Source organism: Bacillus sp. BML-BC051 (genome assembly GCF_019656175.1).
Taxonomy (GTDB): domain Bacteria; phylum Bacillota; class Bacilli; order Bacillales; family Bacillaceae_G; genus Bacillus_A; species Bacillus_A mobilis.
Genome location: NZ_BPLI01000054.1, coordinates 1 through 26,871, shown reverse-complemented (window position 1 = coordinate 26,871; position 26,871 = coordinate 1). Strand labels below are relative to the sequence as shown.

Sequence of the window (26,871 nt, the reverse complement as noted above, 5' to 3'; positions counted from 1 at the left end):
AACAAGGATGTATTTTTTGGATTTATTTGTAAAATAAAGGGAAAAATATTTGTTTTATATAGTAAAATAGTAGATAGGAATCCAATAAAACACTGATAAGGAATCGTTCTCATGTGAGGTTTTCTGACATGGGTTTTGTTTTTGTCAAGAAAATTATTTGCGTTCGGGCAAACTTATTTTGTTGTCAGATTTTAAATTTTGATTTATGATTTTTAACAGGGACAAAATGTAGTGAATTGTCGAATAATATGTAATACTCTTAATTTCAAGTTTTATAGAGATAGAATGAGAGATAGAGTGACACATCGAAGAGGGGGTTACAACAAATATGAAAAGAATAGGACTTGCATGGCAAATATTAATAGGACTTGCGCTAGGTATTGCAGTTGGGGCGGTTTTCTTTGGCAATCCGGCAGTGGTGAGTTACTTACAACCAATTGGTGATATTTTCATCCGATTAATTAAAATGATCGTTGTACCGATTGTTGTAGCAAGTATTGTTGTTGGGGTTGCTGGTGTTGGCGATGTTAAAAAATTAGGCCGACTAGGCGGAAAAACAATTATTTACTTTGAAATTATTACAACAATTGCAATTATTGTTGGTCTATTGATTGCGAATATTTTCCAACCAGGAAAAGGCGTAAATATGGAGCAGTTAACAAAGACAGATATTTCAAAATATACACATACGACAGAGCAAGTACAAAGTCATTCATTTGCAGATACATTTGTAAATATTGTTCCAACGAACATTATGAAGTCATTAGCTGACGGAGATATGCTTGCTATTATCTTCTTCTCTGTATTATTTGGTTTAGGTGTAGCGGCAATTGGTGAAAGAGGAAGACCGGTTCTTCAATTTTTCCAAGGTGTAGCTGATGCAATGTTTTACGTAACAAACCAAGTTATGAAATTTGCACCATTTGGTGTGTTTGCACTAATTGGAGTTACAGTTTCTACATTTGGTCTTTCTTCATTAATTCCATTAGGGAAATTATTAATTGTAGTATATGGAGCAATGATTTTCTTCGTTGTAGTCGTATTAGGGATTACAGCGAAAATATTTGGAATTAACATTTTCCAATTCTTTAAGATTTTAAAAGACGAATTGATCTTAGCATACTCTACAGCAAGTTCAGAAACAGTTTTACCGAAAATCATGGAGAAAATGGAGAAGTTCGGTTGTCCGAAGGCAATTACATCTTTCGTTATTCCGACAGGTTATTCATTTAACTTAGATGGATCAACTTTATATCAAGCAATTGCGGCTATTTTCTTAGCGCAAATGTACGGTATTGATTTATCCATTACACAACAAATTACATTATTACTTGTATTAATGCTTACATCAAAAGGTATTGCGGGTGTACCTGGCGTATCATTCGTTGTATTATTAGCGACACTTGGTACTGTAGGTATTCCAGCTGAAGGTTTAGCCTTCATCGCTGGTATTGACCGTATTTTAGATATGGCTCGTACAGCAGTTAACGTTGTAGGTAACTCTTTAGCGGCTGTAGTTATGTCTAAGTGGGAAGGTCAGTATGACGCTGAAAAAGGACAGGCCTATTTGAAAGAGATTTCTAATAAGCAAGCAGCTTAATTATAATTTGAACAAGCTCTCACATAATATGTGGGGGCTTTTCTATATAGAAGGGAAGCGGACGTAATGAAACGTAAATATGGTGACGGTTCTTCGTGGAAGCGACTAATAGAGAAAGATTATACAGTTAAGCAAATAGAAGAAGGAATGCTAGGAATACTGGAAATAAAAAAGGTGAAAGAACCTAGTTGTAAAGAATATGATGGTAAGGAACTTTGTATTGCAGGGAATCAGTTTACGTGGATTCAATATTTCATAGACGGGAAAAACTTTGCGATTACAGCTATGTTAGATGATCAGAAAAAATTAGTGCAATATTATATCGATGTGGCGAAAGAATATAAAATTGACGACCGTGGTTTACCGTATTTTGATGATTTATATTTAGATGTAGTGTTATTACCGAACGGTAAAATGTATATATTGGATGAAGATGAGCTAGAGGATGCTTATAAGAGTGGCGATGTTACAAAAGAAGAGTATGAGTTAGCTTGGTACACTACGAAATGGATAATAGATGCAATAAAAAATAGTGAATTTTATTGGATTTCAATATTGGAAGAAGAAATCAAAAAGTTAAAATGATTGTTGTATTCAAATTTTTGTATAATTACCAAAAAAATCTATACAAAAAATAATTGACTTTTGTTTTGTAAGCGAGTAAAGTTAGGGAAGAAATTATTATTAAAAAATAAATATGAAACCTTCTTATAAAGAGAGGCGGAGGGACTGGCCCTACGATGCCTCGGCAGCGGACTCGATTTCAGAGTGCTGTGCCAAATCCAGCAAGCATGTGCTTGAAAGATGAGAAGAGCGTTCCTTATAGATGTATAAGACCTCTTCTCATTGGAAGAGGTCTTTTGTTATTCATTAGAAAAAGGTTGAAACTAGGGAGAGATGGTACTTTGAAAGAAACGAGAGGAAATGGTTTGGCTTTATTACCACTTGGGATATTTTTGGCGCTATTTATTGGTTCTGGAATTATTACAGGTGATTTCTATAAATTGCCGATACTTGTAGCAATTTCAATTGCTGTAGGAGTCGCTTTAGCGATGAATCGTAAAGAAAGTTTTAATGTAAAAGTAGAACGATTTGCTAAAGGTGCAGGGAACCCGGATATTATGATTATGGTTCTGATTTTTGTACTTGCAGGAGCATTTTCTGAAACAGCAAAAGGGATGGGCGGCGTTGATTCTACAGTTAACTTAGCGTTATCCATTTTGCCGCAAGGATTTATCGTAGCTGGAATTTTTGTTATAGGGGCATTTATTTCATTAGCGATGGGAACTTCAATGGGAACGATTGCTGCATTAGCACCAATTGCTGTAGGGATTAGTGGACAAACTGATATCTCCATTGCACTTACGATGGCTACTGTTGTTGGTGGAGCGATGTTTGGTGATAATTTATCATTTATTTCAGATACAACAATCGCAGCTGTACGTTCGCAAGGAACAGAAATGAAAGATAAGTTTAAAACGAACTTTTTAATTGTATTACCAGCAGCGGTTATTACAATTGTACTATTAGTAATCATTACTTTAGGAAGTGATACGCAGATTAAAGCGCATAGCTTTGACTGGATAAAGATTTTACCGTATGCAGGAGTACTTATTACAGCGTTACTTGGCTGGAATGTACTTATCGTGTTAACTGGTGGAACTGTACTATCTGGCGTTATCGGTCTTTTAGATGGAAGTTACACGTTAGAGAGTTTCTTTAAAAGTATAACGACTGGAATGGGCGGTATGATGGAGTTAGTATTACTTGCTATTTTAATTGGCGGTATGGTCGAACTGATTCAATATAATGGTGGCATTCAATATTTAATGAATATTTTAACGCGTAACATTCGTTCGAAAAAAGGAGCGGAGTTCGGTATCGCTGGCTTAGTAAGTATGACGAATATGTGTACAGCAAATAATACGATTTCTATTATCTTTACAGGTCCGCTTGCGAAAAACATTGCAGATCAGTATGAAATTGATCCTCGTAAATCAGCGAGTGTATTAGATCTTTTCTCATGCTGTGTGCAAGGGTTAATCCCGTATGGTGCTCAAATGTTAACAGCAGCAGGGTTTGCGGCGTTATCTCCGATTGAATTGTTACCATATGCGTTTTATCCAATCTTAGTTGGAGTATGTGGAATCATTTCTATATTAATTGGTTTCCCGAGGTTTTCTAAAGTGGCGGGAAAGAAAGAATATCATAAAACAGCATAATGAAAAATGAAGTTTATGCATAGCGATGAAAGCCGTACAGAGAGTATTCTCTGTACGGCTTTTTATGTGCAATAAAAGAGTGGAACATCCTATCCAATCGTAGTTTTTGCACAAGGCTGAATGCGACTCGGTCTTAAGTCTGAGTTAAAAACGGTTCTTAAGCTCGTTATGGAAAGATGAAAAAATAGTTAAGATAAGAGTATCAAATCGAAGGGAGGCAAGCACAAGATGAAACAATTTCTAGCGTTTATCGCGGCTGGTATTTTAGCTTTAATTGCTCTTGGCAGTCTTGCTGGTATTATAGGGTTCGCAATTGGAGCAGGAGTTGTGTACTGGAGCTATAAATCATTTGTGCGAGCACAATCATTTTTTGGAAAGTTAGCTTGGGGTATTGTTGGTTTGATCGGCTTGTCCATCGCCCTTTCTCATTCCCCAGCACTAATCGGTATCGCAGCATTAGTAGTTTTATACTACGGATATCGTGAGTGGAAAAAAGAAAAAAATGTAGTTGTTGATTCTGCACCAGAAAGTTCTAAACCATATAGCAACTTTGAAGATGAGTGGAACAAGTTAATGAAAAACTAATAAAAAACTAATAAAAATCAAATCAAATTTATAAAGTAGAAGAGAGGAAGATTATAATGAAACAATCTTTATTCGGACGTGTACGCGATGCAATTTTAGCAGATTTTCATAATGTGTTAGATGAGAAAGAAAGAAAAAATCCAATCGCTATGTTAAACCAATATTTACGCGATAGTGAGCGTGAAACAACAAAAATTGAGAAGTTAATTCAGCGTCATAAAACATTAAAATCTAATTTCGCTCGTGAGCTTGAGCAAGCGCGTTATTTCGTTAATAAAAGATCAAAACAGGCTATCATCGCTCAAGAAGCAGGCGAAATACAGTTACACGAACGTGCATTAGAAGAAGTAGCTTATTATGAAGGGCAAGTAACTCGATTAGAAGAAATGTATGCTGGTGTTGTAGAGCAAATCGATGAGTTAGAGCGTCGTCTTTCTGACATGAAAAATAAATTAAAAGAAATGCACGCAAAGCGCATGGAACTAATGGCACGTGAAAATATGGCACATGCAAATCGCCGTATGAATACAGCGATGCATAAAATGGATGAAAACAATCCGTTCTTACGCTTTGAAGAAATTGAAGATCATATTCGTGACTTAGAAACTCGTATGAATGAGGAGCATGAACGTGACACATTTGATATGAAGATTGCAAAGCTTGAGCGTGAAATGAAAGAAAAGAATGATGTATCGTTAACGAAAGAGTTAACAAAATAATAGTAGTATATTATAAAACAGGCTTATGATATAGTGATAGGAGAAAAGGTGTTGGAAAGCAATGCCTTTTCTTCTATGTATATGTGAAAAGAAGGGGGGGGAGCTGAAATGAAGAAGCATTTTTCAAAAACACAATTAATGGGGATGCTCCTCATCATATTTGGATTCGGTCTTTTTCTTGATATGATACTTGGACATTTTGAACCAGGTGGTCTCATTTTTGCATTTATTATGCTTATGTTTGGAAGGCATTATCGTAAAAAGAATCGTTATGTACGGGGAAATGTATTTTTATTTGTTGGTGGTATCGTATTTTTATTCTTCTTATTTTCATCAGCAGCATTTGTTCTTGTCGTATTTGCTTGTTTAGCTTTAATTGGTTATCAACTGATTCAACAAGGACATCAGCAAAAAGCAATGAAGGTTGAAATTAAAGAAAAAGGGATTATAGACGAAGAGAAGCAAATATACCGTACAGAACCGTATTTAAAAAATATGTTTGTAGGGAATATACGAATGATGGATCATATTTATGAACTTGAGGATATTAATGTTCAATATGGTGCTTGTGATGTGGAAATAGATTTAACAACTGCTATGATCCCAGAAGGGGAGACGGTAATTGTTATTCGCGGTGTCGTTGGTAATATCCGTTTATATGTGCCATATGATATTGAACTGTCTTTAAATCATTCTGTTCTTGTCGGACGTGTGCTTCTGCCAGGTCATGAAGAAACAGGATTTAACCGCAATGTTACATTTAGAACAGAGCAGTATAAAGAGGCTCCTCGTCGTATTAAAATTATTTCTTCGCTTGTCGTAGGCGATACGGAAGTGAGGAAAGTATAATGAAAAAACAAAAAAATATTTCGTGGATGTATATTCGTTATTCTATGCTGTCCTCTGTTAGTATCGCACTTATTTGTACAATTGTATATGTATGGAAAAGCGAGCAACAAGTGTATGATTTATTATGGAAGGAATCCATCGCTTCTGTTCCAATTGGCTTGTTTATTATGACTACAAGTTTACTTATCGGGGGAATTGTAGGATATGCAATCGGTTACTATATAGAGCAGCGTATACAAGGATTAAATACTTTTCTATTTGAAGTAGAGCGAGGGAATTTTCCGAGCGATGTTTCGTTTACTGCAGATGATGAATTTCATGAAGTGGAACGAAAAGTAATCGTTCTGGCTCGTCGATTAGAGGAGCAAGCTGGACTCTTTCAAAAAGTAACGAATGAACGAGCTCATTGGAATGAAGAGATGAGACAAGAAGCGATTTCCCAGGAAAGGCATCGATTAGCGAGGGAGCTGCATGATTCTGTAAGTCAGCAGCTTTTTGCAATGTCGATGATGATGTCGGCTATTAATGAACAAGTAGCTGAAATTCCAGAAATGACGAAAAAGCAGTTGCAGCTCGTTGAAAATATGGTTGTAAATGCACAGTCAGAAATGAGAGCATTGCTTCTTCATCTACGCCCAGTGCAGTTAGAAGGTAAGAAACTAACAGAGGGTATAGAAGAATTATTAACAGAACTGTCTAGAAAGCAACATATGAAAATTGAATGGTTAATTGAACCAATTCAATTAAAAAAAGGTGTAGAAGATCATTTATTCCGTATTGTACAAGAGGCGCTGTCTAATACTTTACGGCATGCGAAGGCAAAGAAAACGGAAGTACGTCTACGCAAAATTGAGCAATATGCAATATTGAAAATTATTGATGATGGTGTCGGTTTTAAAGTAGGGGTTAATAAGGCTGGTTCGTATGGTTTAAGATCAATGCAAGAGCGAGTTCATGAAATTGGTGGTACATTAAAAGTACTTAGTTTTCCAAATAAAGGTACACAAATAGAAGTGAAAGTACCGATTATGATTGAGAGAGGGGGAGAGTCATGATAAAGGTATTACTAGTGGATGATCATGAAATGGTTCGAATGGGTGTATCAGCATATTTATCAACGCAGCCAGATATTGAAGTAGTTGGAGAAGCTGAAAATGGAAGAAAAGGTTCAGAGTTAGCTTTGCAATTAAGACCGGATATTATTTTGATGGATCTTGTCATGGACGAGATGGATGGGGTTGAAGCAACACGTGCTATTATTCAGGAATGGCCAGAAGCGAAAATTGTAGTTGTAACGAGCTTTTTAGATGATGAGAAATTGTATCCTGTTATTGAGGCGGGAGCGACTAGTTATTTATTAAAAACATCAAGAGCGAGTGATATAGCAGACGCTGTACGAGCTACTTATGATGGAGAAACGGTATTAGAACCAAAAGTTACTGGTAAAATGATGTCTCGTATACGTCAGAAGAAAGAACAACCTTTGCATGAGGACCTAACAGAAAGAGAGTCTGAAATTTTGTTATTAATTGCAGAGGGGAAAAGTAATCAAGAGATTGCAGACGAATTGTTTATTGCCCTCAAAACAGTAAAGACACATGTAAGTAATATATTAAATAAGCTAAATGTAAGTGATCGGACGCAGGCGGTTATTTATGCGTTTAGACACCAATTGACGAAATGATAAAGTGAAACTTTAAGCAGTAGGGGGATCCCGCTGCTTATTAGTTTGCGCCAAATCTTTTTATTGACGTTAATTAATGTAAGCGTTATCATTAAATTGTTAACAGTACATACAAAGGGGAGAATGTATATGTTAGTTCAAACTATATTTGGCATGGATAAGTCTAAAAAATTAGGGGATTATGTGAACGCATTGCAATCGCTTTGTGAACAATATAATGTAGAAACCGATAAAATTGCAATTGTTGAGGCGACAGAAGAGTACTATTTATTTTTAGTGAAACAAGAAGATTGCTACGATGTTGTCAAAGTAGAAACAGTGGATACAAATATCGACTATTATACGAAAGCTTATAAAATAAGCAGTTTTAACCATACTGCTTTTCAAATGTAAAAAAACTCCCGAAAGGGAGTTTTTTTAGGATGCTTTTACTTCATGAGATTCGGTTAGTAAGGGCACTCTTTTCGCACCACTTGACTTAGCGATTATAAGGCCAATAAGAGCTCCGGCTAATGCTGGTATGAGCCAACCTATTCCTTCCTTATATAAAGGGATAAGTTCAAAATATGGTGTGATAAATGAAACTGAAATACCACCTTGTTTTAATCCATCAAATACGCTTACGATTGCTGCTCCAATTAAAGCGCCTACATAAACAGAGCGATATCCACCGAAATATTTATGAAGTAATGATAGTAGAACAAGTACAATTGCAATTGGATATACAACAAGTAGAATTGGAACAGAGATGGCGATAATTTTTGTTAATCCTAAGTTGGCAACTAATAATCCTAATGCACAAATGATGCTCGCGAATATTTTGTATGAAAATGTAGTCAATAAGGTTGAGAAATACTGACTACATGCAGATACAAGTCCAACACATGTCGTTAAGCAAGCGAGTGTAACGATAAGAGATAATAGAAGTAAACCGTATGGACCGAATAATTGTTGTACGATAAGAGTAAGTAATTGTCCTCCATTTTTTGCATATCCGAGAGAGACGCTAGTTGCACCGAGCCAGCCAAGTGCACCATATACAAGTACGAGACCAGTAGCGGCAATAAGTCCTGCTTTCGCTGTTGCGATGGCAATGGATTTACGATCCTTTACACCTTTAGAGCGAATGGCATTTACAACGATAATTCCAAATGCAAGTGCAGAAATGGTATCCATCGTTAAGTATCCTTCCATAAAGCCTTTGAAGATTGGAGAAGTTTGATACTCTTGCATTGCTGGTCCGGATTGCCCGAGTGGTGTAAATACACTTTTAACAAATAATAAGAAAATAGAAAGTAATAAAATAGGTGTTAATATATTTCCGATGCGATCGACAAGTTTGGATGGATTTAAACTAAGCCAAAATACGATAGCGAAGAAGACGACAGTGTATAAAAATAGTGCTAGGTTACTAGAGCGAATTGTTTCTGGTAAGAAGGAACTAACGCCCATTTCATAAGCGACATTCGCAACACGTGGAATTCCCATAGAAGGACCGATTGCGATGTATACAACTACAGTAAAGAAAATTCCGAATAATGGGTGAACATGACTTGCGAGTTGTTGCATACCGTTTCCTGATAAAGAAATTGCAATAACAGTTAATAATGGTAAACCGACTCCTGTTAGTAAAAATCCAATCATTGCCGGCCAAAAATTTTCACCTGCATTTTGTCCAAGCATGGGAGGGAAAATTAAATTACCTGCCCCAAAAAATAAAGAAAATAGCATAAGACCCGTGAAAAAAATGTGTTTTTTTGATACAGTGTTCATTGTTTTTCCTCCTTTTTTAAATTCATTTGTAAGAACACAAAAAACTCGTCCCTAAAGAAAGGGACGAGTTATATTTACCCGCGATACCACCCTAATTTATACATGTAGAAATGAGTCTATATGTATACGGCTTTACAACGTACAACATGATACGTGTTCCTTGTAACGGGGGACAGCCGGTAAGAACTTACTGTAACATTCGGTTCTACTTCTCGGAGATGATTTTCGGCTACGCACTGAACGTTGGCTTTCAGCAATTCGCCAACTCTCTGGGGGACAGTCCTATAACGTACTCGTTCTCGTCAATGAATTTTTATTCAAGTATTCTGACAGTATTGTTGCATGTTTTTTTTTGAAAGTCAATATATTTTTTGAAAGGCATATTTATATACGGAAATATTGGATGTGATATTCGTTGATGTGAAGGGAATAGTGAATTGTAAAACGGGAGTAAAAATTTGTAGAGAATTGTAAAATTTGTAGAGAAAGTTGATATTTATAGGAGTGAAGAAGGTATTGTTTGAATTTACAGAGAATAATACAACAATCCACTTGCTGGAAAGAACAAACCAAAAGAGGTGACTGAAATGCTTGCGATGGGAGTATTATTTGGCATTATTGCTATAATTGGTTTTATGTGGTTATATTATTCGCGTTCGTTTAAACAAGCAGAAGTTTTACTCTTTCAAAAAGGTAGTTTATTGACAAATCAGTCTAGATATTTAGTATGTCCGAAGTGTGGAAGTGCACAGGCCAGAAGTGGAGGATATCAAGAGTGTTGCAAAATTAGATTATGAAAGAAGGAAGCCTCACATTATTTTGTGAGGCTTCCTTCCTTACAATTTCATGGCACTCCAAATTGTCCACCGATCTCTTTCAATGATAGGAGAGATGTTTTGTAAGGCGGTCTGGATCTGTTGTAGAAGTTGAGAAAGTTCATGGTCTGTTAATTCGTATAGAATGGACCGACCTGTTCGAGGTGATAAATCTTGTAACAATGCTTCTACAGAATCATGTATTTTGCGTACTTCCCATTGTGTTTGAGTAGGGAACACGTGAAGGAAATATTTTTGTAATTCTTGTTGTATCGTGGTGGTTTTTGGTCTCCTTGTTGCTTCTATTTCAATAAGTTTTGGAAAGATGGAGAAAAAATATCCACGAATGTGTTCGGGGCTTCCTGGAATTGTACAATCTTCAATGGTGCGGTCTTGTACAATGAGTACACCGTTTTTCTTTAATATACGAGAAGCTTCACGTAGAAATGTAGGAATGTCTTGTAAATGATGAATAACTGCGCGCGAAATAACAATGTCGAATGTTTCATTAGGATATGGGACGCTATGTGCATCACCCTGAATGAAAGAAATGTTTGGAAAACCGCTACAATTTTCTTTTGCTGCCTGTAATATTTCTTTTGAAAAGTCAAGCCCAACAACACTTTTTGCTCCCATAAGGGCGAGTTCTTTCGTATAAATACCGCCACCACAGCCGATATCGATTATTTGCTTGTTTTGTATATTTGTAATACCCTTTATCATTTCACCCCAAGAAATATGGGCGTCTCGCTGTGCGTATGTGTATTTATTATTTGCATCGTGAAAATTAATGGACATGAAAAAGCCCCCCTTTCAATGCTTAGTATAGCGTATTTTATAGTGTGTCACGTTTTTGTTTTTTGTATGAAGATTATAAGGATTTCTTATTGTAAAGGGAGGATTAAGTTGAAAAGGAAATATGTATTATTATTGTTGTTTGCTATGTTACTAGCATCTTGTAGTCAAGTTGAGCAAAAAAAAGAAACAAAAAAAGTAGAAGAGACGGTGAATGAAGTGAAAGAAACAATAGGGGTAACCGTTATACAAAAAAAACATAAAGAGAAAAAGTTACAGGAATCAGAAGCTAAGTTAGTAATAGACATTATAGATAAAGCGGAAAAACAAGACGTAACAGGTAGTTTTGGTGAGCCGGAATATGAAATGCAAATTAGTAGAGATGGAAAAAAAGAAACCTATTATGCATGGCTAAGAGGAGAAGATAGACGAGGATGGCTACAATATAAGAACGCTATGTACATGCTAAATAAAAAAGATACGGAAAAGCTATTAGCTATATTTCCAAATGTTTCAGAACCAAAAGAAGATGAGATGCAGGCAGGTCCTTTAACGGAAGTAACAAAAAAAGATTTGCAGATTACCGCATTTCATATTAAAGCAGGTGATCAAAATGTGAATTATACGGTACGGTATACGATTTCACAATCACTATACAACAAGTTAGAGAAGGAACAAGAATATTATTTGCAAGTCATTTTCCCAGAAAAAGTTCAAAAATTAATTGGAGCAAAAGAGAGTGGGAAAATTTTAGGTGAAAAGGTAAAGGAAGGATATAAACAGTATGAATTACATGCTACTGTTCCGATAAAAGATGCTTCAGAATCACAATTAAAGTCATTAGAAACCTATTATGAAAATTATGATTTAAAAATATTAAATAGTAAAAAAGAGAAAATAGGTGTTTTTCAAAATATCATCCAAATTGTTAAAGAGTATGGTGAAAAAATGGATTTACAAAGATAAAGTGAAACTTTAATTAGTCCTGGAGGATCGGGATGAATGTAAAGTCGTAAAGTCTATATGACCTTTCCTAGGAAATGATAATAGAGAGGGGAGTCCCCTCTCTATTACTTTGCTTTTGCAGATGGCTCATTCATTGATTTTCGCGTAATAAGAAAGGAAATCATAAGAGCGGAAAGGATGATAAAAGCAATAAATATGTGATTTGGCAACAAATCTAATAATAATACGTAGCTAACGGTATAAAAAATAAGAGTTGAAGCTAAAAATGATAGAGCGCCTATTATGAGTGATTGTAAATTCATTCGTATACACCTCCTTTTATTTATATTTTTGTCTAAAAATGGATTATATAAACATTATTTCTAACAATAGAAAAAAATATGTCATAATAGAGAAAGAACCGGCGTTAATGAATAAATATGATTCATTAATGAGAGATAAAGGAGAGGAATATGAAAAATAATAAAAAAGGATTATGGGGAATTGTTGTTGCCATAGGTTTATTTTTACTTTCTAAGTTAAAGTGGGTATTTGCAATCTTTAAATTAGCAAAGTTTTCAACGGTATTTAGTATGTTTCTATCACTTGGTGCATACGCAGTTATATATGGGTGGAAATTTGGAGTAGCGCTCATTTATTTGTTGTTTATCCATGAAATGGGCCATTTATGGGCTGCGAAAAGAAAAGGTATACCAACATCACCAGCAATATTTATTCCATTTATGGGTGCTCTTATTGGGATGAAAGAGATGCCGAAAAATGCAAAAGATGAAGCTTATATCGCCTATATGGGACCTCTTTTCGGATTGTTGTCATTTTTGCCTGCAATTCCACTTTATATAATAACGAAAGAGCCATTTTGGGCATTAATTATTTTGCTTGGAAGTATGATTAACTTCTTTAACTTGATTCCAGTTTCTCCATTAGATGGTGGACGAATTATCTCAGTTGTAAGTACAAAGATTTGGGGAGCGGGTCTTATTGTATTGCTCGGTTATTCCATTTACTTTAAAAGTATTTTAGGAGGATTTATTGTTATTATCGGCTGTATGGAATTATATAGAGTAATAAAGCGAGATGAGCCGATTAAGGAATTAGGATATAGAATTGATGGAATGAAAGAATATATTGCAAGGCTTGAAGAGGAATTAAAAGAAACGGGTGCAGTACATCGAAATATATATATGATGCAACATGAAATAAATGTATTAAGGCATAAAGAAAGAGAGAAAGAATTAAAAACAGGAGAACTTCAAAAGATTGAAGTGTTAGAGTATCTTTTACCGAAGTTTGAGCCGCTTGATTACGTTCCATATGAAGATGAAAAAGAAACGCATACAATTCATATAAGAGAAGCATTTGAAATATCAGAAAGAAAATTACAAGAATGGGATACAGAAAAGAGACAACAGGAAAACTATTACAAAGTGGATATGAAAACGAAATGGACGGTATTTGCTAGTTATATCGGATTAATGGCTATACTCGGTTACGCAGCTTATGAAGGGTATATGGTTTTACAAGAACATTTGCCAACGAGGAATGTATAGAAAAATATTGTCGAAATGATAGGAAGAATTTATACAGGAATTATATTTCTACGAGAGAATGTTACAAGTATAGTACTACATTGTAATATCTCTAGTAGAGAAGGGGTTCTGTATATGAAGAAATTGTTACGTGTATTCGGGATTATTATCGTGATGATCATTGCGAGTTATAGTCTTATGAAAGTGCTGTTACATTATGCGAATAAGCCTGCTGAGGTAAATACGATAGCTCAAATAGAAGATGTACAAGAAGAAACAAAAGTACTGGATTTTATTCGTATGACACATGAAAGTTATAATAATTTCTTAAATTATGGTAAAGCAGAGAATTATACAGAAGGGGACTGGAACCAATTGAAACAATGGTTTCAACAGCAAGAATCGTCTTTAAAAAATATACATACGGAAATAAAGAATGAAAAAATAAAACGTGATGTAAATAGAAGCTATGAAATTGCAAAAAAAGGTGTGGAACTTCAAAATGTTGAGTATGTAGTTTATGCGCATCGTGTATACCACGACTTGGATATTATCGTAAATAAATATAGAGGTGAAACGAATATCTGGGGGTATACAGAATTTGGAGATGGGAAAGATATAAGGGTAATTGAACAAGCGATACAGTCCAAATAATAATAAGCTAGCTAGCATTCTAGTTGGCTTATTTTCTTTTGTAAGTGCAATGTTCATATATTTTTCACAAAAACACCGTGTGAATAGTGATTAAAATCACAATATGTACTATACAATTCAGTTAAACTAAAAACAGTTAAGGAAATAGAGGAGTGGGATACAATGTTAAGTACAAAAACAATTGAAATCGTAAAGTCAACAGTACCATTATTACAAGAAAAAGGCGTTGAAATTACAACGAGATTTTATGAAATTTTATTTTCGGAACATCCGGAGTTATTGAATATTTTCAACCATACAAATCAGAAAAAGGGAAGACAACAACAAGCGCTAGCGAATGCTGTTTATGCAGCTGCAACGTATATTGATAATTTAGAAGCTATTATTCCAGTTGTAAAACAAATTGGTCATAAGCATAGAAGTTTAGGTATTAAAGCGGAACATTACCCGATTGTAGGTACATGTTTACTACGCGCAATTAAAGAGGTTGCAGGTGCACCTGATGAAGTTTTAAATGCATGGGGAGAAGCTTATGGTGTCATTGCTGATGCATTCATTAGCATTGAAGCAGAGATGTATGAAGAAGCGGCACATAAAGAAGGTGGATGGAAAGATTTCCGTAACTTTGTAGTTGTTAAAAAAGTGAAGGAAAGCGATGTTATTACGTCATTTTATTTAAAACCTGAAGATAGCGGGAAAGTTTCTTCATTCATCCCAGGACAATATGTAACGATTCAAATAAATATCGAAGGTGAAACATATACACATAATCGTCAATATAGCTTATCAGATGCTCCTGGAAAAGAATATTATCGTATTAGTGTAAAAAAAGAAAAAGGTGTAGATACACCGGATGGTAAAGTATCTAACTACTTACATGATCATGTAGAAGAAGGGGATATGTTACCAGTAAGTGCACCAGCAGGAGATTTCGTATTAAATATGGATTCAACTTTACCAGTTGTACTAATTAGTGGTGGAGTAGGGATTACACCGATGATGAGTATGCTAAATACGTTAATTGAACAAGACACAACACGTAATGTATGTTTTGTTCATGCAGCGATAAATAGTAATACACATGCAATGAAAGAACATGTTGAGGCAGTAGATAATAAATACGAGCAAGTTAAAGCGTACACTTGCTATTCTGCACCAACTGAAAAAGATTTGGAAATGAAGACCTTTGATAAAGAAGGTTTCGTTGAAGCAGAATGGTTACAAACTATTATTCCGGCAACGGAAGCAGAATTTTATTTCTGTGGTCCCGTACCATTTATGAAACATATAAATGCTGCACTAACTGATTTAGGTGTGAAACAAGAGCATATTCATTATGAATTTTTCGGTCCAGCAGCAAGTTTACAATAAGATAGATTTGAATAAGCGAAAAACGAGGTATTATTTTACCTCGTTTTTTATTTGTTCTCGTAATAGTCGATTTACCGTTTCACGGCGTATACCAATCAGTTGGCCGATTTCAGTTTGCGTTAATATTTCATATATAGGAATGTCACCTAAATATAGTGTGAACCATTCTTGTAAACGATGAAGACGTTCTTTCGGAGAGACGGTTGTTAATTGATCGATACGCTGCTGCATCATTCTTAATTTTGATTGTAATTGCATAGCGATATTTGCGTATGATGCGGGATTTGCCTGAAGTTGATTGTACCATTCACTACTAATGATAGGTTCAACTTCTGTTTTCATTAAAGCGATTGCTGTACCGTGATACTCCTTCGGTGAAATTAAAGAATGGTGAGGTATCGTTTCACCTGGAACAATAATGTTGAATAAAAATGGTGTTCCATCTTCTTCGATCCTTACTACTTTTAATAAGCCTGTTTTTATAAAATATAAAGGACCGTCCTCGCCTTGACGGAATAGTACATCTCCTTTGTGTAGAATCAATGTTAGCCCCCCATTTAAACATTTCTATTTCTTTTATTGTAGCGTATATGTATAAAGACAATATGCTATTTAAACAGCAATTTCATTGACGAAATGTATGCTATTACAGTAGTATACTATTTAGTGTGTAATAGTACTAGCAATGAATACGCTGTAGGGGGTTTAGTATATTGTTAGATGCGATAAAAATGACGGATATGAGAATTCCGGCGAATGCTATCATTCATGTAGAAGAGATGAAAGGTGGAGTCGTATTATCCGTTGAAGTAGATGGCCAAATTATTTATACGATGGCTTATGATGAAGAAACAGATAGTTATGCTGAATTATATGATCGAAACGATAAGAGGGCGTGCCAAGTACATGAGGATTTTATGGGATGGTCACTTCTTCATTAAAAAAGATGTCAATATGACATCTTTTTTTATTAAACCGATAGAATATACAAAGAAATGAAATATAAGGATAAAATTTGTAATAAATGATTTTGCATTGTTAGCACTTTGTAACTGCAAGTAAACTATTTTTTCGCTATCATAAAGATAATAGTCGCAGTTATAGGAGTGGTCAACTTGAAGAAAGTACATATTTCAAATTATATGCTATTATGTGTTTGTTTAATTTTATTTGTTCTCTTAGGAGGATTTTTATATTCATGTGTATAAGAAAAAACGTATTCTAAAAAGAACACGTTATAAAAAAGAAGTAATAATTAATCTAGTCCCAAGAATAATTAATGTGATACGTAATAAATTAATTACGGCTTTACCACTTAATTTTGTATTGATATAAGCCCCGATTTTTCCACCAATCCATGCACCAGGAATAAGAATTAATGCATAAATCCAGCTGACATTTCCAAGGGAGATGTGAGTTGCAGAACTTACAATGGCTGATAGAAATACGATAAACATCGAAGTTGCTACAGCGATATGTGCTGGGAATGCAAAAAGTAGCATCATTGCTGGAACAAGTAAGGCACCGCCACCAATTCCAAATAACCCAGATATAAAACCAACTATAAAGGCGATAAAGATAGCGAGAAGCGGTGGAAATTGATAGTGTACAGTGTTTCCTTCGTTATCTGTAAAAGAACGTTTAATTACCGTCATATTTGATAAAGAAAGAGGGTTTAATTTGTCTCGTAACATAAGAAGAATAGAGACGAAAATAAGGAAAATCCCAAAATATAAAGAAAATGTATCTTGGTTTAAAAATTTGTTTGCCCACGAGCCGATGATACCACCAGGGCCACTCCCGATAAATAAAATAAGTCCACTTTTGTAATCTACTCGTTTATGCTTCATATAAGTAAGGGTGGAAGATAGTCCTGTAAAAACGACTGTTACCATTGAAGTTCCTACTGCAAGTTGTGGTGATAGACTGTGTAATCCGATTAATAACGGGACAATAATAATTCCGCCACCAAGCCCGACTAGACTCCCGACTGTCCCGGCGATTAGCCCGATGAAAAGTAACATGATGTATTCCAAAATTGCCAACTCCTCTATATAACTTATCCACCAATTATTATACACGCTTTTTCATGAGAAAAAGGTTTGTTCACAAAAAAGTCGTCTTCCTGGAATAATAAGGAAGACGACTTTTGATTAAAAGATTAATTGTAATAAAGAGTAAAATAAAGCAGCTAAAGAAGCTGAAATAGGAAGTGTGATAACCCAAGTAATTAACATGCGTTTTGCAGTTCCCCATTTTACACCTTTTACACGATGAGAAGCACCAACCCCTAAAATAGAAGAAGAGATAACGTGCGTCGTACTAACTGGTAAGTGAATGAATGTTGCACCGAAAATAACAAGTGATGATGATAAATCGGCAGCTACCCCATTTACAGGACGAATTTTCATAATTTGTCCACCGACAGTTTTAATAATTTTCCATCCACCGACAGAAGTACCAAGACCCATTGCAATCGCACAAGATAATTGTACCCAGAACGGGATGTCGCTAGAAGTATGATAGCTATTAGCCATAAGAGCCATCGTAATGATTCCCATTGCTTTTTGCGCATCATTTGTACCATGTGTATAAGCTTGTAATGCAGCAGTGAAAATCTGGAATATACGGAAGTTTTTGTTCGTCTTCGTTAAATTAAAGTTTTTAAAGACTACTTTAAATATGCTGTATACGATATAACCAATAACAAAAGCGATAATCGGTGAAATGATTAAAGCTTCAAGGATTTTTATGAACCCTTTAAGATTTAATGAGCTAATACCTGCCGCAGCGATAGCTGCACCTGCGATCGAGCCAATGATTGCATGCGAAGAACTACTTGGAATACCGTAGTACCAAGTGATTAAATTCCATGCTATTGCCGCAAGTAAAGCAGCTAAAATTACAAGAGAACCATTTTGCAAGGCAAATGGATCAACGATATCTTTTGTAATCGTTTTTGCTACACCTGTAAATGTCATCGCACCTAAAAAATTCATAATAGCTGCCATAATAATTGCATGTCTAGGCTTTAGAGCTTTTGTTGAAACAGCCGTTGCAATAGCGTTTGCTGTATCGTGAAATCCATTAATAAAGTCAAAAGCTAAAGCGCAAATGACTACTAAAACGGTCAGTAACAAGAGTGTATCCATGATCAAACTCCTTACGCGTTCTTCATAATAATTGTTTCTAATACGTTTGCAACGCTTTGGCAGCTATCCGCTACTTCTTCAAGCTCTTCGTAAATCTCTTTGTATTGAATAATTTTAATCGGATCTTTCTCACGAGAGAATAAGTGCTTAATCGCATGACGGCGAATATCATCACATTGTGATTCGTAATCCTTAATCTTAATCGCGTTCGTACGAATGTCGACTAACTTCTTTTTAGACAGTAGTTCAACAGAATTTGCAATCTCAATCGCACATTGATTAATTGCTTCAACGAATTTAATCATGTATTCATCAGCTTCTGTAATAGAATACATTTCGAATAGACCAGCACTATGATCTAATCCGTCTAATACATCATCCATACTCATTGCAAGTTGTAGGATGTCCTCACGTTCAATTGGAGTAATAAACGCTTTGTTTAGCTCCATAATGATTTCGTGAATAAATGAGTCACCTTTTGACTCATACTCTTTCATGCGCATAGAAAACTCTTTTAAATCGCTAGCATTTTTAATTTTATACTCCACGAAAAACTGCGCGCCTTCTTTTAAATTTTCGGAAACATTCATTAACATTTCAGAAAATTTATCTTTTTTTGATTTAAATACCATTATTAGTTACCCCCACAAAAGTAATATATGTAAAATATATTGGCTAGTCAATTCTAACAAAAAACTGTCGTTTTTTAAAACATTTTATCGAAAAGTTTACAAAAACTTAACATAACTCTCATTGTTGTATTAATAATATTAATAATCAATATTGAATATCTTACTTGTAGAATGTCCTTTTCCTACAAAAAGTATGAATGTGAAAGAAAAGCTTTACACTACAGGAAAGACTACGTTATTATAATAAATTTAAAAGGAGGTATATTCTTCCTTTTGAAAAGAAGAGTGTAAACAAACGAAGGAAGTGAACGAATGAAATTGAAGAACACTCACTTAAAAAAAATGCAGGAGTGGTTCAATAAGAGGAAGAAACTTCGTAATTCATTAATTGTATTAGGAAGTTTACTTGCTACTCTATTTATTGCTATAAATATAATAATTTCCATTCAAGACATATCTGAATTAAAACAAGCTGTTCCGCAACCGACCTTAATTTATGATGCAAATAATGAAGTTGCGACTAAATTAGCTTCCTCTAAAACAGAAGGTGTTAAAAGGAAAGATATTCCTGACATTATGGTTCAGGCAATTGTTGCAGTAGAAGATAAGGGATTTTTTAACCATCACGGTATTTACTATAGTGGAATTATAAGTGCAGTTTTTAAAAATATTACAGCAGGAGAAGTTGTAGCAGGGGGAAGTACAATTACACAACAACTTGCGAAAAACGTATTTCTGACACAAGACCGCACATACTCTCGAAAAATAAAGGAATATTTTTTAACAAAAAAAATAGAGCGTACGTATACGAAAGATGAAATTATTGAAATGTATATGAATCAAATTTATTTTGGTGAAGGAGCTTGGGGTATAAAAAGGGCAGCTAAATCTTATTTTGATAAAGATGTAAAAGATTTAACAGTTTCAGAAGCTGCGACGATTGCTGGATTGATTAAAGCACCGTCTGCCTATTCGCCTTATAAAAACTTTAACAAGTCAATCGAACGACGTAATGTTGTATTAAGTTTAATGAAAGAGCAAGGATATATTTCTGACGAACAGTATAATAGAGAAAAAGAGAGCGGCCTTGTGTTAAAACGTGGTGTGGATGATAAATACAAGGGGAAATACTCTCAATATGTAGACTATATTGTTAGAGAAGCGATGGACAAGTACGAATTAACACAAAATGAAATTTTAGCGGGTGGTTATCGTATTTATACAGAGCTTGATCCAAAAAAACAACAGGCTGTGGAAGACGTTGTGAATAATGAGAGTTATTTCAAAGATAATGGGTCGGACCAGCTTATGCAAACGGGTGTAGTTCTTATGAATCCAAAAACAGGTGGTGTACCAGCTTTAGTTGGAGGTAGAGGTCCGTATCAGTTTTTACAGTTTAACCATGCAACCCAATTAAAAAGACAACCGGGCTCAACGTTAAAGCCTCTGGCTGTATATGTACCAGCGTTAGAGGAAGGGTATGAAGTATACGATATATTAAAAGATGAACCATTTAATATTAAAGAATATAAACCGCAAAATAGTGATCATACTTTTCACGGTGATGTGACAATGTATGAAGCCGTGGCAAAGTCGTACAATGTTTCAGCTGTTTGGCTATTGGAGCAAATTGGATTAGATAAAGGATTGAAATCTTTAGAGCGATTTGGTATTCCATTAGTGCCAGAAGATCGTACGTATCCGATTGCTTTAGGCGGGATGCATGTGGGAACCTCTCCGTTTGTAATGGCTCAAGCGTATAGTACATTTGCAAATGACGGTGTTCAAGTGGAAGCTCATGCGATTAGGGAGATACAAAATGCTGAAGGTGAAACAATTGGAAAGTGGTATAAGAAAGAGACGCGGGTGACGAGCGAGAAAATTGCTCAAAAGATGACATATTTATTAAAAGGTGTTGTTGAAAAGGGAACGGGCGAAAAGGCGAAAGTTTATAATGTTGATACGGCAGGTAAGACAGGAACTACTCAAATTGTAAATGGACCGAGCAATGGTGCAAAGGATTCATGGTTTGTTGGATACACACCAGATTTAGTAGGTGCGATTTGGGTAGGATATGATAAAACAGATAGTGATCATTATGTTCCGGGGGGAAGTCAAATTACTACGACAATGTTCCGGGATATTATGAAAAAAGCGAATGCCAATCCAGCTCAAAAAGCATTCCAGTTATCGCTCATATCTGAGGCTGATTATAAAAAACAATTGAATACAATAGAAGAGGAAAAACGAAGAAAAGAAGAAGAGAAGAGAAGGAAAGAAGAGGAACAACAAAGAAAAAAAGAGCAACAAGAGTGGATTGATAAAGTGAAAGAATGGATTCCTTCATTTTGGTAAAAGAAAGAGGCGAATAACAAAATTCGCCTCTTTTTTGTATGAAAAACAAAATGAAACTTTAATCGGTGGGGATTTTTGTCTATCCCTATTAGCTATTAATCGATATCCATTGAGATACAAGATATTACTCGTTAAGTAGAATGTTCGTACTGCCAAAGGATTCGGGATCGTATGTGACGATTATTTTTCCTTTACTAATAGGTTCGTAAGGTAATTCTTCTTCATAATTACCATTATTTTCATTGTGGATAGAAAGTGTAATTTCATCGATTTCTTTATTTGTATATTGATTTTTAATCGTTTCAGCAATTTGAAGTAACGCTTCGGAACTAGAAGCTTTCGTAATAAGCATTCCTTTTATAACTTTTTTTTCATTCTTTGTGGTATTGGAATAAGGGATGTTGCTTTGTTTCGTATACAAAAGTTTGTATGGAACAGTTTTTCTCTCTGCTTGTGATATAGTGGAATATTTTAGAGTTAAAAAAAATCCTACACATAAAATAATGCATACCATAAGAGCAAACCAAATGCGTATTAGTGACATAACTCTCATTTTCATCCCTCTTTCATATCTTTGACTTCACTATTTATCATACAGAATGAGGATTAAGGTAGAGTAAATTTGAGGTAAAGAAACATAAAGAAGGAGCACTTATCCTCCCAAATAAGTGCTCCTTTCTATATAAAGAGAGATTTAATGCACGGTAAAACGATACATATTATTATAAATATGCTTATTTAGTGAAAATTAGTAAATTCGGAATACTGATAGTGTTGCAGTTGTATCACCTGTGTTAGGAATAGAAATAGTGTTTGCTGTAGGCTGTATAGAAATCGTTGTACCAGCTTGTAAAGTAACGATTGTAGAGAACGAAACAGCACTACCGATAACATTAGTTGAGAAATTACGAGTAGGTGGTTGACCATTGAATGAAATACCAAATCCAAATGGTGAAGATCCTGGGAAAGTTGTAGACGCTGAGAAACTAATATCATATACGCCTGTTTCTAAAACTGTTAAAGTATCTGTAGTGTCATTAAAATTAATATTATTTATTTCAAAAACTTGATTGAATTGGATATTAATTCCAGGTGATATAGTTTGAGCATTGGAGTTTCCAATTGCAGCGATAGTTACAGGAATTGGAGTACCCGCTGGTCCTGTTGCGCCGGTAGCACCTTGAGCGCCGGCCGGTCCTTGAGGTCCAGTAGCACCTTGAGCGCCGGCCGGTCCTTGAGCTCCAGTAGCACCTTGAGCACCGGCCGGTCCTTGAGCACCAGTAGCACCTTGAGCACCCGCTGGTCCTTGAGCACCAGTAGCACCTTGAGCACCCGCTGGTCCTTGAGCACCAGTAGCACCTTGAGCGCCAGCTGGTCCTTGAGCACCAGTAGCACCTGTTGCGCCAGCTGGCCCTTGAATACCTTGAGGTCCTTGAGGTCCAGTAGCGCCTTGAACACCCGCTGGTCCCTGTGCACCTTGAGGTCCTTGAGCACCAGTAGCACCTTGAGCGCCGGCCGGTCCTTGAGCACCAGTAGCACACCTTGAGCACCCGCCGGTCCTTGAGGTCCAGTAGCCCCCTGAGGACCGGTAGCACCAGTAGCGCCTGTTGCTCCTCCTCCAAGGCAACCTGATCCGTATTGAACTAGGATAGTTTGGATTTCTGTAATGAGTTTAACTAGTTTGTCGATCGTACAGCAATCTACCTTGAATAATTTGGCGATATACAATAAATAATTAAGCAAGCTTTGCAGCTCAACATACAATGCTCCGCATGAGAAAGGTTTTGTTCTTAAAATAGTTAATAGATTAGCGATAATAGAATTTCCAATTTGTTTTTGTGCTGGAGACAAATCTAAGCAATTGAGGAATTTTTGTAGGTTATTTAGGGTAGCGATCAAGTTATCGATATTATTTTGAGAAGGGTTTTGAAAGACAGCTTGAATAGCTTGGCCAAGAGCTTGAAGAAGTTTAACGAATTCTGTAAGTTCGGACTTAGAGATGTTAATATGACTACAAGCTCTGACTTCGCAACAATCATTACCATAAAATACTTTTCCTTTATTTTTATTGTTCATCTTTTCATTCTTTTCTTTCATAGAATCAATAGCCATTACTATATATTAAAATGAAATTCATACTGAATTCGTGATGGACAAACTACCATTTCTAAAAAAATAAGAAGTTTGCCTACCAAGCAAAAACAATTAAGTTATGGAGAAAGATTTATAGAACTTAAAGAAGATTATTTCAACATAAAAAAGCATGCCAATTGTTGAGAGTATATAACAATTGGCATGCTTCTTGTGGAGGAGTACCTCATTAGTATTCATTTAATCTTTCAAGGGTCGTTTTAGGTAAAATTGGAATTGAAATAGCGAAAGTTGTACCATCTTCATTACTGGTCATTTTTAATGTACCGTTATGATTTTGAATAATTTTCTTTGTTACTGACAAGCCCAGTCCTGTACCTGAATCTTTTGTTGAGAAGAATGGATCAAAGATATATTCTTGAATGGCTGGTGGAATACCAATTCCATTATCAGTGAAAGTAATACGAACAAAATTATCAAGGCGATAACTAGTAATTTGGATAGAAAGTTTCTTTTCGCCTTGAGCATCGACAGCGTTCTGAAATAGGTTTAAAAAAACTTGCACCAGTTCATGACGATCAATATGGACTAATACATCATCCAATTCGGTAGAAAAATTATAATCAATTGCAATGTTATGTAAAAAGACTTCACTAGCTAGTAACTGTTGAATATATTCACGTAAAAATGTGTTAATAGGAAACGGTTCTCTTGTAAATTCCCGTGTTTTTGAAATAGCTAAAAATTTTGTAATAATACCATTTGCGCGGTCTAATTCAGGAATGAGTAAGTTTTCGAATAATTCTTTATTAGATGGAGAAACACTTTCTTGTAAAAATTGTAAGTAACCCCGTACGGTTGTAAGAGGATTACGTACTTCATGTGCAATCCCAGCTGCAATTCGCCCTGCTAACGAAAATTTCTCTGCATCACGTTCTGTGTTTAAATAATGAAAGACACTAATAACTCTAAATATTTCTCCGTTATAATCACGAATAATTCGGTTATTTAATATGCCGTAGTTTTTGTCTAAAACTTCTTCATTATATAATTCTGTTCCCGTTCTTAATGTTTCAAGAGCTTTAATTTTTTCTTCTGGCAATTTTAATAATTGTTGAATTGGTTTTCCGATTATATCATTTCGTACTACACCAAAATCATCTGCTGCAGCTTGATTACATAAAGTTATATTTCCTTTACTATCAACAAAGGTTACATGATGTGAAAAAGCATCAAAAATATGAACAAAGTATGTTTCAAGTTGTTTAAATAAAAATAATGAATCACAAGTAAGTTGAAATTCAGCCTCTTTATTTTCTCTTTTTATGTTTTGGATGGAATGAGTCGTTCTCGTTTTCTTTATTTGTAAACCAATATGTGGATTTTTATATGTAAAATGATGTGGTAATTGATTCACAAGTTCTTCATAAAAACGTACTTTATTTTCTAATTCTTCTATTCGTTTTTCATGAGATACAATATCATCGTTTGGAAGCATAAATAAATAACCCCTCAATTTAAAAATTCTTCCATCTAGTATATCATATTTTTATACGGATACTCTTAAAGAAGGGGCTACTTAATGAAATTGATTAGTCGAAGTGTTCGGTAAGTGAGTAGAATGGATAGAAGGTGAAGTTAAAAAGGGAGGGATATATTTGCTTTTCATTGGAGTGACAGGGTGGGGAGATCATGATTCTTTATATATAGATCCCTATGAAAATAGAAATAAATTGCGAACATATAGTGAGCATTTTCCTATTGTGGAAGTGGATAGTTCATTTTATGCGATGCAACCTGCGCGAAACTATACAAAATGGGCAACGGAGACACCGAAAGATTTTTCTTTTGTCGTAAAAGCATATCAAGGGATGACGGGACATATGAAAGGTGAAATTCCGTTTTCTACGTTCGACGATATGTTTGATGTGTATAAACAATCTATTCTTCCTTTAATAGAAGCTAATAAATCAAAAACGATTTTATTTCAATATCCACCATGGTTTGATTGTAAAAAGAAAAATGTGGATTTTCTTCGATATACGAAAGAGAAAATGGAAGGTTTGCCGTGTGCCATAGAATTTCGAAATCAAACATGGTTTTATCCAGAAATGAGAGATAAGACTTTACGGTTTTTGGAACAGGAGAAATGGATTCATACAATTTGTGACGAGCCACAGGCGGGGATAGGTTCGGTACCGCTCGTTTTAGAAGTAACGAATGCAGAGATGGTGTTAATACGTTTTCATGGTCGAAATGTTCATGGCTGGCTGGATAAAGGGGAAAATTGGAGAGCGGTTCGCTGCTTATATCGCTACAACAATAAAGAATTAGAAGAATGGGTAGAAAGACTAGAGCAATTGAAAAAGAAGACAAAGGGCATATATGTACTATTTAACAATAATTCGGGCGGAGATGCAGCGGATAATGCGAAACAACTTATGAAAATGATGAACATTACATATGGTGAGCCGAAGCCCGAGCAATTAAATTTATTTGAATGATAATAAACAAGAAAGGCACTGTACAAACAGGGGGAATGTACAATGCCTTTCTATATGAAAAAGAGGGGTAACAATGTTACTGAGCGTTTGGTTGATTCATCAATTGTTGGCTTCGTAATAAATGATAATGGTTATCATTATCATTGTCAATAGTTTTCCGAAAAATAAATAAAAAACTTTTTATGAGACAGTAACGGTTAGGAAGATTCCTGATAAAAAGTTAGGCAGAAGCAAAGAAGTTTTTCGAGGAGAATGCTAGTGAACTCCTGATAAAGTATCAAAAAAAGAACAGCAATTAATGCTGTTCTTTTCCAGTAACGAATTGTTGTAAATCAAAAGGAGTTATCGCTTGGATAAACTCTTTTGAAATAAGTGTTTGAACAAGAGTACTCTCAGAAATGGAAGCACCTGTTTTCTTTTCATAAGCTTGTTTTAATAAATCAAGTTTTTCAGCCGTTTCTTTCGGTAATTCAATTGTTAATGTGTTCATAATTTCTCCCCCTTATTATTAGAGTACCACTACAATATAGGAGAGACAAGAAAAGAGAATGTGAAACATAAAAAAGGTTACCATT

The 26,871-nt window shown here is 35.1% G+C and carries 27 protein-coding genes, 1 pseudogene, 1 riboswitch and 1 other annotated feature; of the genes and pseudogenes, 17 read left to right on the top strand and 11 right to left on the bottom strand.

Annotation, left to right across the window (positions count from 1 at the left end; translation table 11 throughout):
• Window positions 1-328: 328 nt before the first annotated feature.
• The 9 genes from gltP (at window position 329) to K5S59_RS21100 (ending at window position 8,052) form a co-directional block, all read left to right on the top strand.
• Window positions 329-1,600, top strand: coding sequence for a glutamate/aspartate:proton symporter GltP (gene gltP, locus K5S59_RS21140; RefSeq protein WP_120449740.1), 1,272 nt, complete (start codon window positions 329-331; stop codon window positions 1,598-1,600).
• Between the two features lie 66 nt (window positions 1,601-1,666).
• A complete protein-coding gene (locus tag K5S59_RS21135) occupies window positions 1,667-2,185 on the top strand; it encodes a ribonuclease FAU-1 family protein (protein WP_120449742.1) in 519 nt (172 codons plus the stop codon).
• Between the two features lie 120 nt (window positions 2,186-2,305).
• Window positions 2,306-2,411: riboswitch (SAM riboswitch) on the top strand.
• 94 nt (window positions 2,412-2,505) lie between these two features.
• Window positions 2,506-3,822 (top strand): Na+/H+ antiporter NhaC family protein, encoded by a 1,317-nt coding sequence (locus tag K5S59_RS21130; protein ID WP_000665484.1) that lies wholly within the window; start codon window positions 2,506-2,508, stop codon window positions 3,820-3,822.
• Between the two features lie 228 nt (window positions 3,823-4,050).
• Complete coding sequence (locus K5S59_RS21125) at window positions 4,051-4,407, top strand: lmo0954 family membrane protein (RefSeq protein ID WP_000808634.1); 357 nt, start codon at window positions 4,051-4,053, stop codon at window positions 4,405-4,407.
• A gap of 56 nt (window positions 4,408-4,463) precedes the next feature.
• Entirely contained in the window at window positions 4,464-5,126 is a 663-nt protein-coding gene (locus K5S59_RS21120) for a PspA/IM30 family protein (RefSeq protein WP_000814151.1), read from the top strand.
• A 108-nt stretch (window positions 5,127-5,234) separates the two neighbouring features.
• Complete coding sequence (liaF, locus tag K5S59_RS21115; RefSeq protein ID WP_000716092.1) at window positions 5,235-5,975, top strand: cell wall-active antibiotics response protein LiaF; 741 nt, start codon at window positions 5,235-5,237, stop codon at window positions 5,973-5,975.
• Window positions 5,975-7,030, top strand: coding sequence for a sensor histidine kinase (locus tag K5S59_RS21110; RefSeq protein WP_000744332.1), 1,056 nt, complete (start codon window positions 5,975-5,977; stop codon window positions 7,028-7,030). The genes liaF and K5S59_RS21110 overlap by 1 nt, the downstream gene beginning before the upstream one ends.
• Window positions 7,027-7,659 carry a response regulator gene (locus tag K5S59_RS21105; protein WP_120449744.1) on the top strand — a complete coding sequence of 211 codons (633 nt, stop codon included), beginning with the start codon at window positions 7,027-7,029 and terminating at the stop codon, window positions 7,657-7,659. The genes K5S59_RS21110 and K5S59_RS21105 overlap by 4 nt, the downstream gene beginning before the upstream one ends.
• Window positions 7,660-7,713: 54 nt before the next feature.
• Complete coding sequence (locus tag K5S59_RS21100) at window positions 7,714-8,052, top strand: DUF3922 domain-containing protein (protein ID WP_120451083.1); 339 nt, start codon at window positions 7,714-7,716, stop codon at window positions 8,050-8,052.
• Between the two features lie 24 nt (window positions 8,053-8,076).
• Here the strand turns inward: K5S59_RS21100 and brnQ3 are convergent, their stop codons facing one another.
• Window positions 8,077-9,432 carry a branched-chain amino acid transport system II carrier protein BrnQ3 gene (gene brnQ3 / locus K5S59_RS21095; RefSeq protein WP_001099150.1) on the bottom strand — a complete coding sequence of 452 codons (1,356 nt, stop codon included), beginning with the start codon at window positions 9,430-9,432 and terminating at the stop codon, window positions 8,077-8,079.
• 56 nt (window positions 9,433-9,488) lie between these two features.
• Window positions 9,489-9,747 (bottom strand) — a binding site (T-box leader).
• Between the two features lie 272 nt (window positions 9,748-10,019).
• On the opposite strand from brnQ3, the gene K5S59_RS21090 reads away from it, so the two are divergent.
• Complete coding sequence (locus K5S59_RS21090; protein WP_000880630.1) at window positions 10,020-10,229, top strand: hypothetical protein; 210 nt, start codon at window positions 10,020-10,022, stop codon at window positions 10,227-10,229.
• Window positions 10,230-10,268: 39 nt separating this feature from the next.
• Here the strand turns inward: K5S59_RS21090 and K5S59_RS21085 are convergent, their stop codons facing one another.
• Window positions 10,269-11,045: a class I SAM-dependent methyltransferase gene (locus K5S59_RS21085; RefSeq protein WP_000026250.1), complete on the bottom strand. Its 777-nt coding sequence runs from the start codon at window positions 11,043-11,045 to the stop codon at window positions 10,269-10,271.
• 108 nt (window positions 11,046-11,153) lie between these two features.
• On the opposite strand from K5S59_RS21085, the gene K5S59_RS21080 reads away from it, so the two are divergent.
• A complete protein-coding gene (locus tag K5S59_RS21080; RefSeq protein ID WP_000824717.1) occupies window positions 11,154-12,008 on the top strand; it encodes a YhfM domain-containing protein in 855 nt (284 codons plus the stop codon).
• Between the two features lie 104 nt (window positions 12,009-12,112).
• On the opposite strand, the gene K5S59_RS21075 is transcribed toward K5S59_RS21080, so the two are convergent.
• Window positions 12,113-12,310 (bottom strand): hypothetical protein, encoded by a 198-nt coding sequence (locus K5S59_RS21075; RefSeq protein ID WP_001053351.1) that lies wholly within the window; start codon window positions 12,308-12,310, stop codon window positions 12,113-12,115.
• Window positions 12,311-12,460: 150 nt separating this feature from the next.
• Here K5S59_RS21075 and K5S59_RS21070 point away from each other — a divergent pair, with 150 nt between their 5' ends.
• The 3 genes from K5S59_RS21070 (at window position 12,461) to hmpA (ending at window position 15,562) form a co-directional block, all read left to right on the top strand.
• Window positions 12,461-13,558, top strand: a complete 1,098-nt coding sequence (locus K5S59_RS21070; RefSeq protein WP_120449746.1) for a site-2 protease family protein — start codon at window positions 12,461-12,463, stop codon at window positions 13,556-13,558.
• 114 nt (window positions 13,559-13,672) lie between these two features.
• A complete protein-coding gene (locus tag K5S59_RS21065) occupies window positions 13,673-14,191 on the top strand; it encodes a hypothetical protein (RefSeq protein WP_000735431.1) in 519 nt (172 codons plus the stop codon).
• Window positions 14,192-14,353: 162 nt separating this feature from the next.
• Complete coding sequence (gene hmpA / locus K5S59_RS21060; protein WP_000953332.1) at window positions 14,354-15,562, top strand: NO-inducible flavohemoprotein; 1,209 nt, start codon at window positions 14,354-14,356, stop codon at window positions 15,560-15,562.
• 30 nt (window positions 15,563-15,592) lie between these two features.
• On the opposite strand, the gene K5S59_RS21055 is transcribed toward hmpA, so the two are convergent.
• Window positions 15,593-16,105: a Crp/Fnr family transcriptional regulator gene (locus tag K5S59_RS21055; protein WP_120449747.1), complete on the bottom strand. Its 513-nt coding sequence runs from the start codon at window positions 16,103-16,105 to the stop codon at window positions 15,593-15,595.
• 170 nt (window positions 16,106-16,275) lie between these two features.
• On the opposite strand from K5S59_RS21055, the gene K5S59_RS21050 reads away from it, so the two are divergent.
• Window positions 16,276-16,503 carry a hypothetical protein gene (locus tag K5S59_RS21050; protein WP_000882907.1) on the top strand — a complete coding sequence of 76 codons (228 nt, stop codon included), beginning with the start codon at window positions 16,276-16,278 and terminating at the stop codon, window positions 16,501-16,503.
• Window positions 16,504-16,797: 294 nt separating this feature from the next.
• Here K5S59_RS21050 and K5S59_RS21045 read toward each other — a convergent pair whose 3' ends face one another.
• The 3 genes from K5S59_RS21045 to K5S59_RS21035 all read right to left on the bottom strand — a co-directional run bounded on the left by K5S59_RS21045 (window position 16,798) and on the right by K5S59_RS21035 (window position 19,346).
• Complete coding sequence (locus tag K5S59_RS21045) at window positions 16,798-17,598, bottom strand: sulfite exporter TauE/SafE family protein (protein WP_000455763.1); 801 nt, start codon at window positions 17,596-17,598, stop codon at window positions 16,798-16,800.
• A gap of 117 nt (window positions 17,599-17,715) precedes the next feature.
• Window positions 17,716-18,714: an inorganic phosphate transporter gene (locus K5S59_RS21040; protein ID WP_000380286.1), complete on the bottom strand. Its 999-nt coding sequence runs from the start codon at window positions 18,712-18,714 to the stop codon at window positions 17,716-17,718.
• Window positions 18,715-18,725: 11 nt separating this feature from the next.
• Window positions 18,726-19,346: a DUF47 domain-containing protein gene (locus K5S59_RS21035; RefSeq protein WP_000231446.1), complete on the bottom strand. Its 621-nt coding sequence runs from the start codon at window positions 19,344-19,346 to the stop codon at window positions 18,726-18,728.
• Between the two features lie 312 nt (window positions 19,347-19,658).
• Here K5S59_RS21035 and K5S59_RS21030 point away from each other — a divergent pair, with 312 nt between their 5' ends.
• Entirely contained in the window at window positions 19,659-21,701 is a 2,043-nt protein-coding gene (locus K5S59_RS21030) for a transglycosylase domain-containing protein (RefSeq protein WP_000769286.1), read from the top strand.
• Between the two features lie 124 nt (window positions 21,702-21,825).
• On the opposite strand, the gene K5S59_RS21025 is transcribed toward K5S59_RS21030, so the two are convergent.
• The 3 genes and pseudogenes from K5S59_RS21025 to K5S59_RS21015 form a co-directional block, all read right to left on the bottom strand.
• Window positions 21,826-22,254: a hypothetical protein gene (locus K5S59_RS21025; RefSeq protein WP_001265571.1), complete on the bottom strand. Its 429-nt coding sequence runs from the start codon at window positions 22,252-22,254 to the stop codon at window positions 21,826-21,828.
• Between the two features lie 195 nt (window positions 22,255-22,449).
• Window positions 22,450-23,777, bottom strand: a pseudogene (locus K5S59_RS30480) (Gly-Xaa-Xaa repeat protein).
• Between the two features lie 244 nt (window positions 23,778-24,021).
• Window positions 24,022-25,290 (bottom strand): ATP-binding protein, encoded by a 1,269-nt coding sequence (locus tag K5S59_RS21015; protein WP_000937264.1) that lies wholly within the window; start codon window positions 25,288-25,290, stop codon window positions 24,022-24,024.
• 160 nt (window positions 25,291-25,450) lie between these two features.
• Between K5S59_RS21015 and K5S59_RS21010 the strand changes: the two genes are divergently transcribed.
• Window positions 25,451-26,296, top strand: coding sequence for a DUF72 domain-containing protein (locus tag K5S59_RS21010; RefSeq protein ID WP_212982254.1), 846 nt, complete (start codon window positions 25,451-25,453; stop codon window positions 26,294-26,296).
• Window positions 26,297-26,591: 295 nt separating this feature from the next.
• Here K5S59_RS21010 and K5S59_RS21005 read toward each other — a convergent pair whose 3' ends face one another.
• Window positions 26,592-26,786 (bottom strand): DUF3924 domain-containing protein, encoded by a 195-nt coding sequence (locus tag K5S59_RS21005; protein ID WP_001094861.1) that lies wholly within the window; start codon window positions 26,784-26,786, stop codon window positions 26,592-26,594.
• Window positions 26,787-26,871: the final 85 nt, after the last annotated feature.

Excerpts from the sequence above, each read along its gene's own strand:
- gltP (WP_120449740.1), top strand. The coding sequence starts at position 329 with ATGAAAAGAATAGGACTTGCATGGCAAATATTAATAGGACTTGCGCTA.
- K5S59_RS21135 (WP_120449742.1), top strand. The coding sequence starts at position 1,667 with ATGAAACGTAAATATGGTGACGGTTCTTCGTGGAAGCGACTAATAGAG.
- K5S59_RS21125 (WP_000808634.1), top strand. The coding sequence starts at position 4,051 with ATGAAACAATTTCTAGCGTTTATCGCGGCTGGTATTTTAGCTTTAATT.
- K5S59_RS21120 (WP_000814151.1), top strand. The coding sequence starts at position 4,464 with ATGAAACAATCTTTATTCGGACGTGTACGCGATGCAATTTTAGCAGAT.
- liaF (WP_000716092.1), top strand. The coding sequence starts at position 5,235 with ATGAAGAAGCATTTTTCAAAAACACAATTAATGGGGATGCTCCTCATC.
- K5S59_RS21110 (WP_000744332.1), top strand. The coding sequence starts at position 5,975 with ATGAAAAAACAAAAAAATATTTCGTGGATGTATATTCGTTATTCTATG.
- K5S59_RS21105 (WP_120449744.1), top strand. The coding sequence starts at position 7,027 with ATGATAAAGGTATTACTAGTGGATGATCATGAAATGGTTCGAATGGGT.
- brnQ3 (WP_001099150.1), bottom strand. The coding sequence starts at position 9,432 with ATGAACACTGTATCAAAAAAACACATTTTTTTCACGGGTCTTATGCTA.
- K5S59_RS21090 (WP_000880630.1), top strand. The coding sequence starts at position 10,020 with ATGCTTGCGATGGGAGTATTATTTGGCATTATTGCTATAATTGGTTTT.
- K5S59_RS21085 (WP_000026250.1), bottom strand. The coding sequence starts at position 11,045 with ATGTCCATTAATTTTCACGATGCAAATAATAAATACACATACGCACAG.
- K5S59_RS21075 (WP_001053351.1), bottom strand. The coding sequence starts at position 12,310 with ATGAATTTACAATCACTCATAATAGGCGCTCTATCATTTTTAGCTTCA.
- K5S59_RS21070 (WP_120449746.1), top strand. The coding sequence starts at position 12,461 with ATGAAAAATAATAAAAAAGGATTATGGGGAATTGTTGTTGCCATAGGT.
- K5S59_RS21065 (WP_000735431.1), top strand. The coding sequence starts at position 13,673 with ATGAAGAAATTGTTACGTGTATTCGGGATTATTATCGTGATGATCATT.
- hmpA (WP_000953332.1), top strand. The coding sequence starts at position 14,354 with ATGTTAAGTACAAAAACAATTGAAATCGTAAAGTCAACAGTACCATTA.
- K5S59_RS21040 (WP_000380286.1), bottom strand. The coding sequence starts at position 18,714 with ATGGATACACTCTTGTTACTGACCGTTTTAGTAGTCATTTGCGCTTTA.
- K5S59_RS21035 (WP_000231446.1), bottom strand. The coding sequence starts at position 19,346 with ATGGTATTTAAATCAAAAAAAGATAAATTTTCTGAAATGTTAATGAAT.
- K5S59_RS21030 (WP_000769286.1), top strand. The coding sequence starts at position 19,659 with ATGAAATTGAAGAACACTCACTTAAAAAAAATGCAGGAGTGGTTCAAT.
- K5S59_RS21025 (WP_001265571.1), bottom strand. The coding sequence starts at position 22,254 with ATGAGAGTTATGTCACTAATACGCATTTGGTTTGCTCTTATGGTATGC.
- K5S59_RS21015 (WP_000937264.1), bottom strand. The coding sequence starts at position 25,290 with ATGCTTCCAAACGATGATATTGTATCTCATGAAAAACGAATAGAAGAA.
- K5S59_RS21005 (WP_001094861.1), bottom strand. The coding sequence starts at position 26,786 with ATGAACACATTAACAATTGAATTACCGAAAGAAACGGCTGAAAAACTT.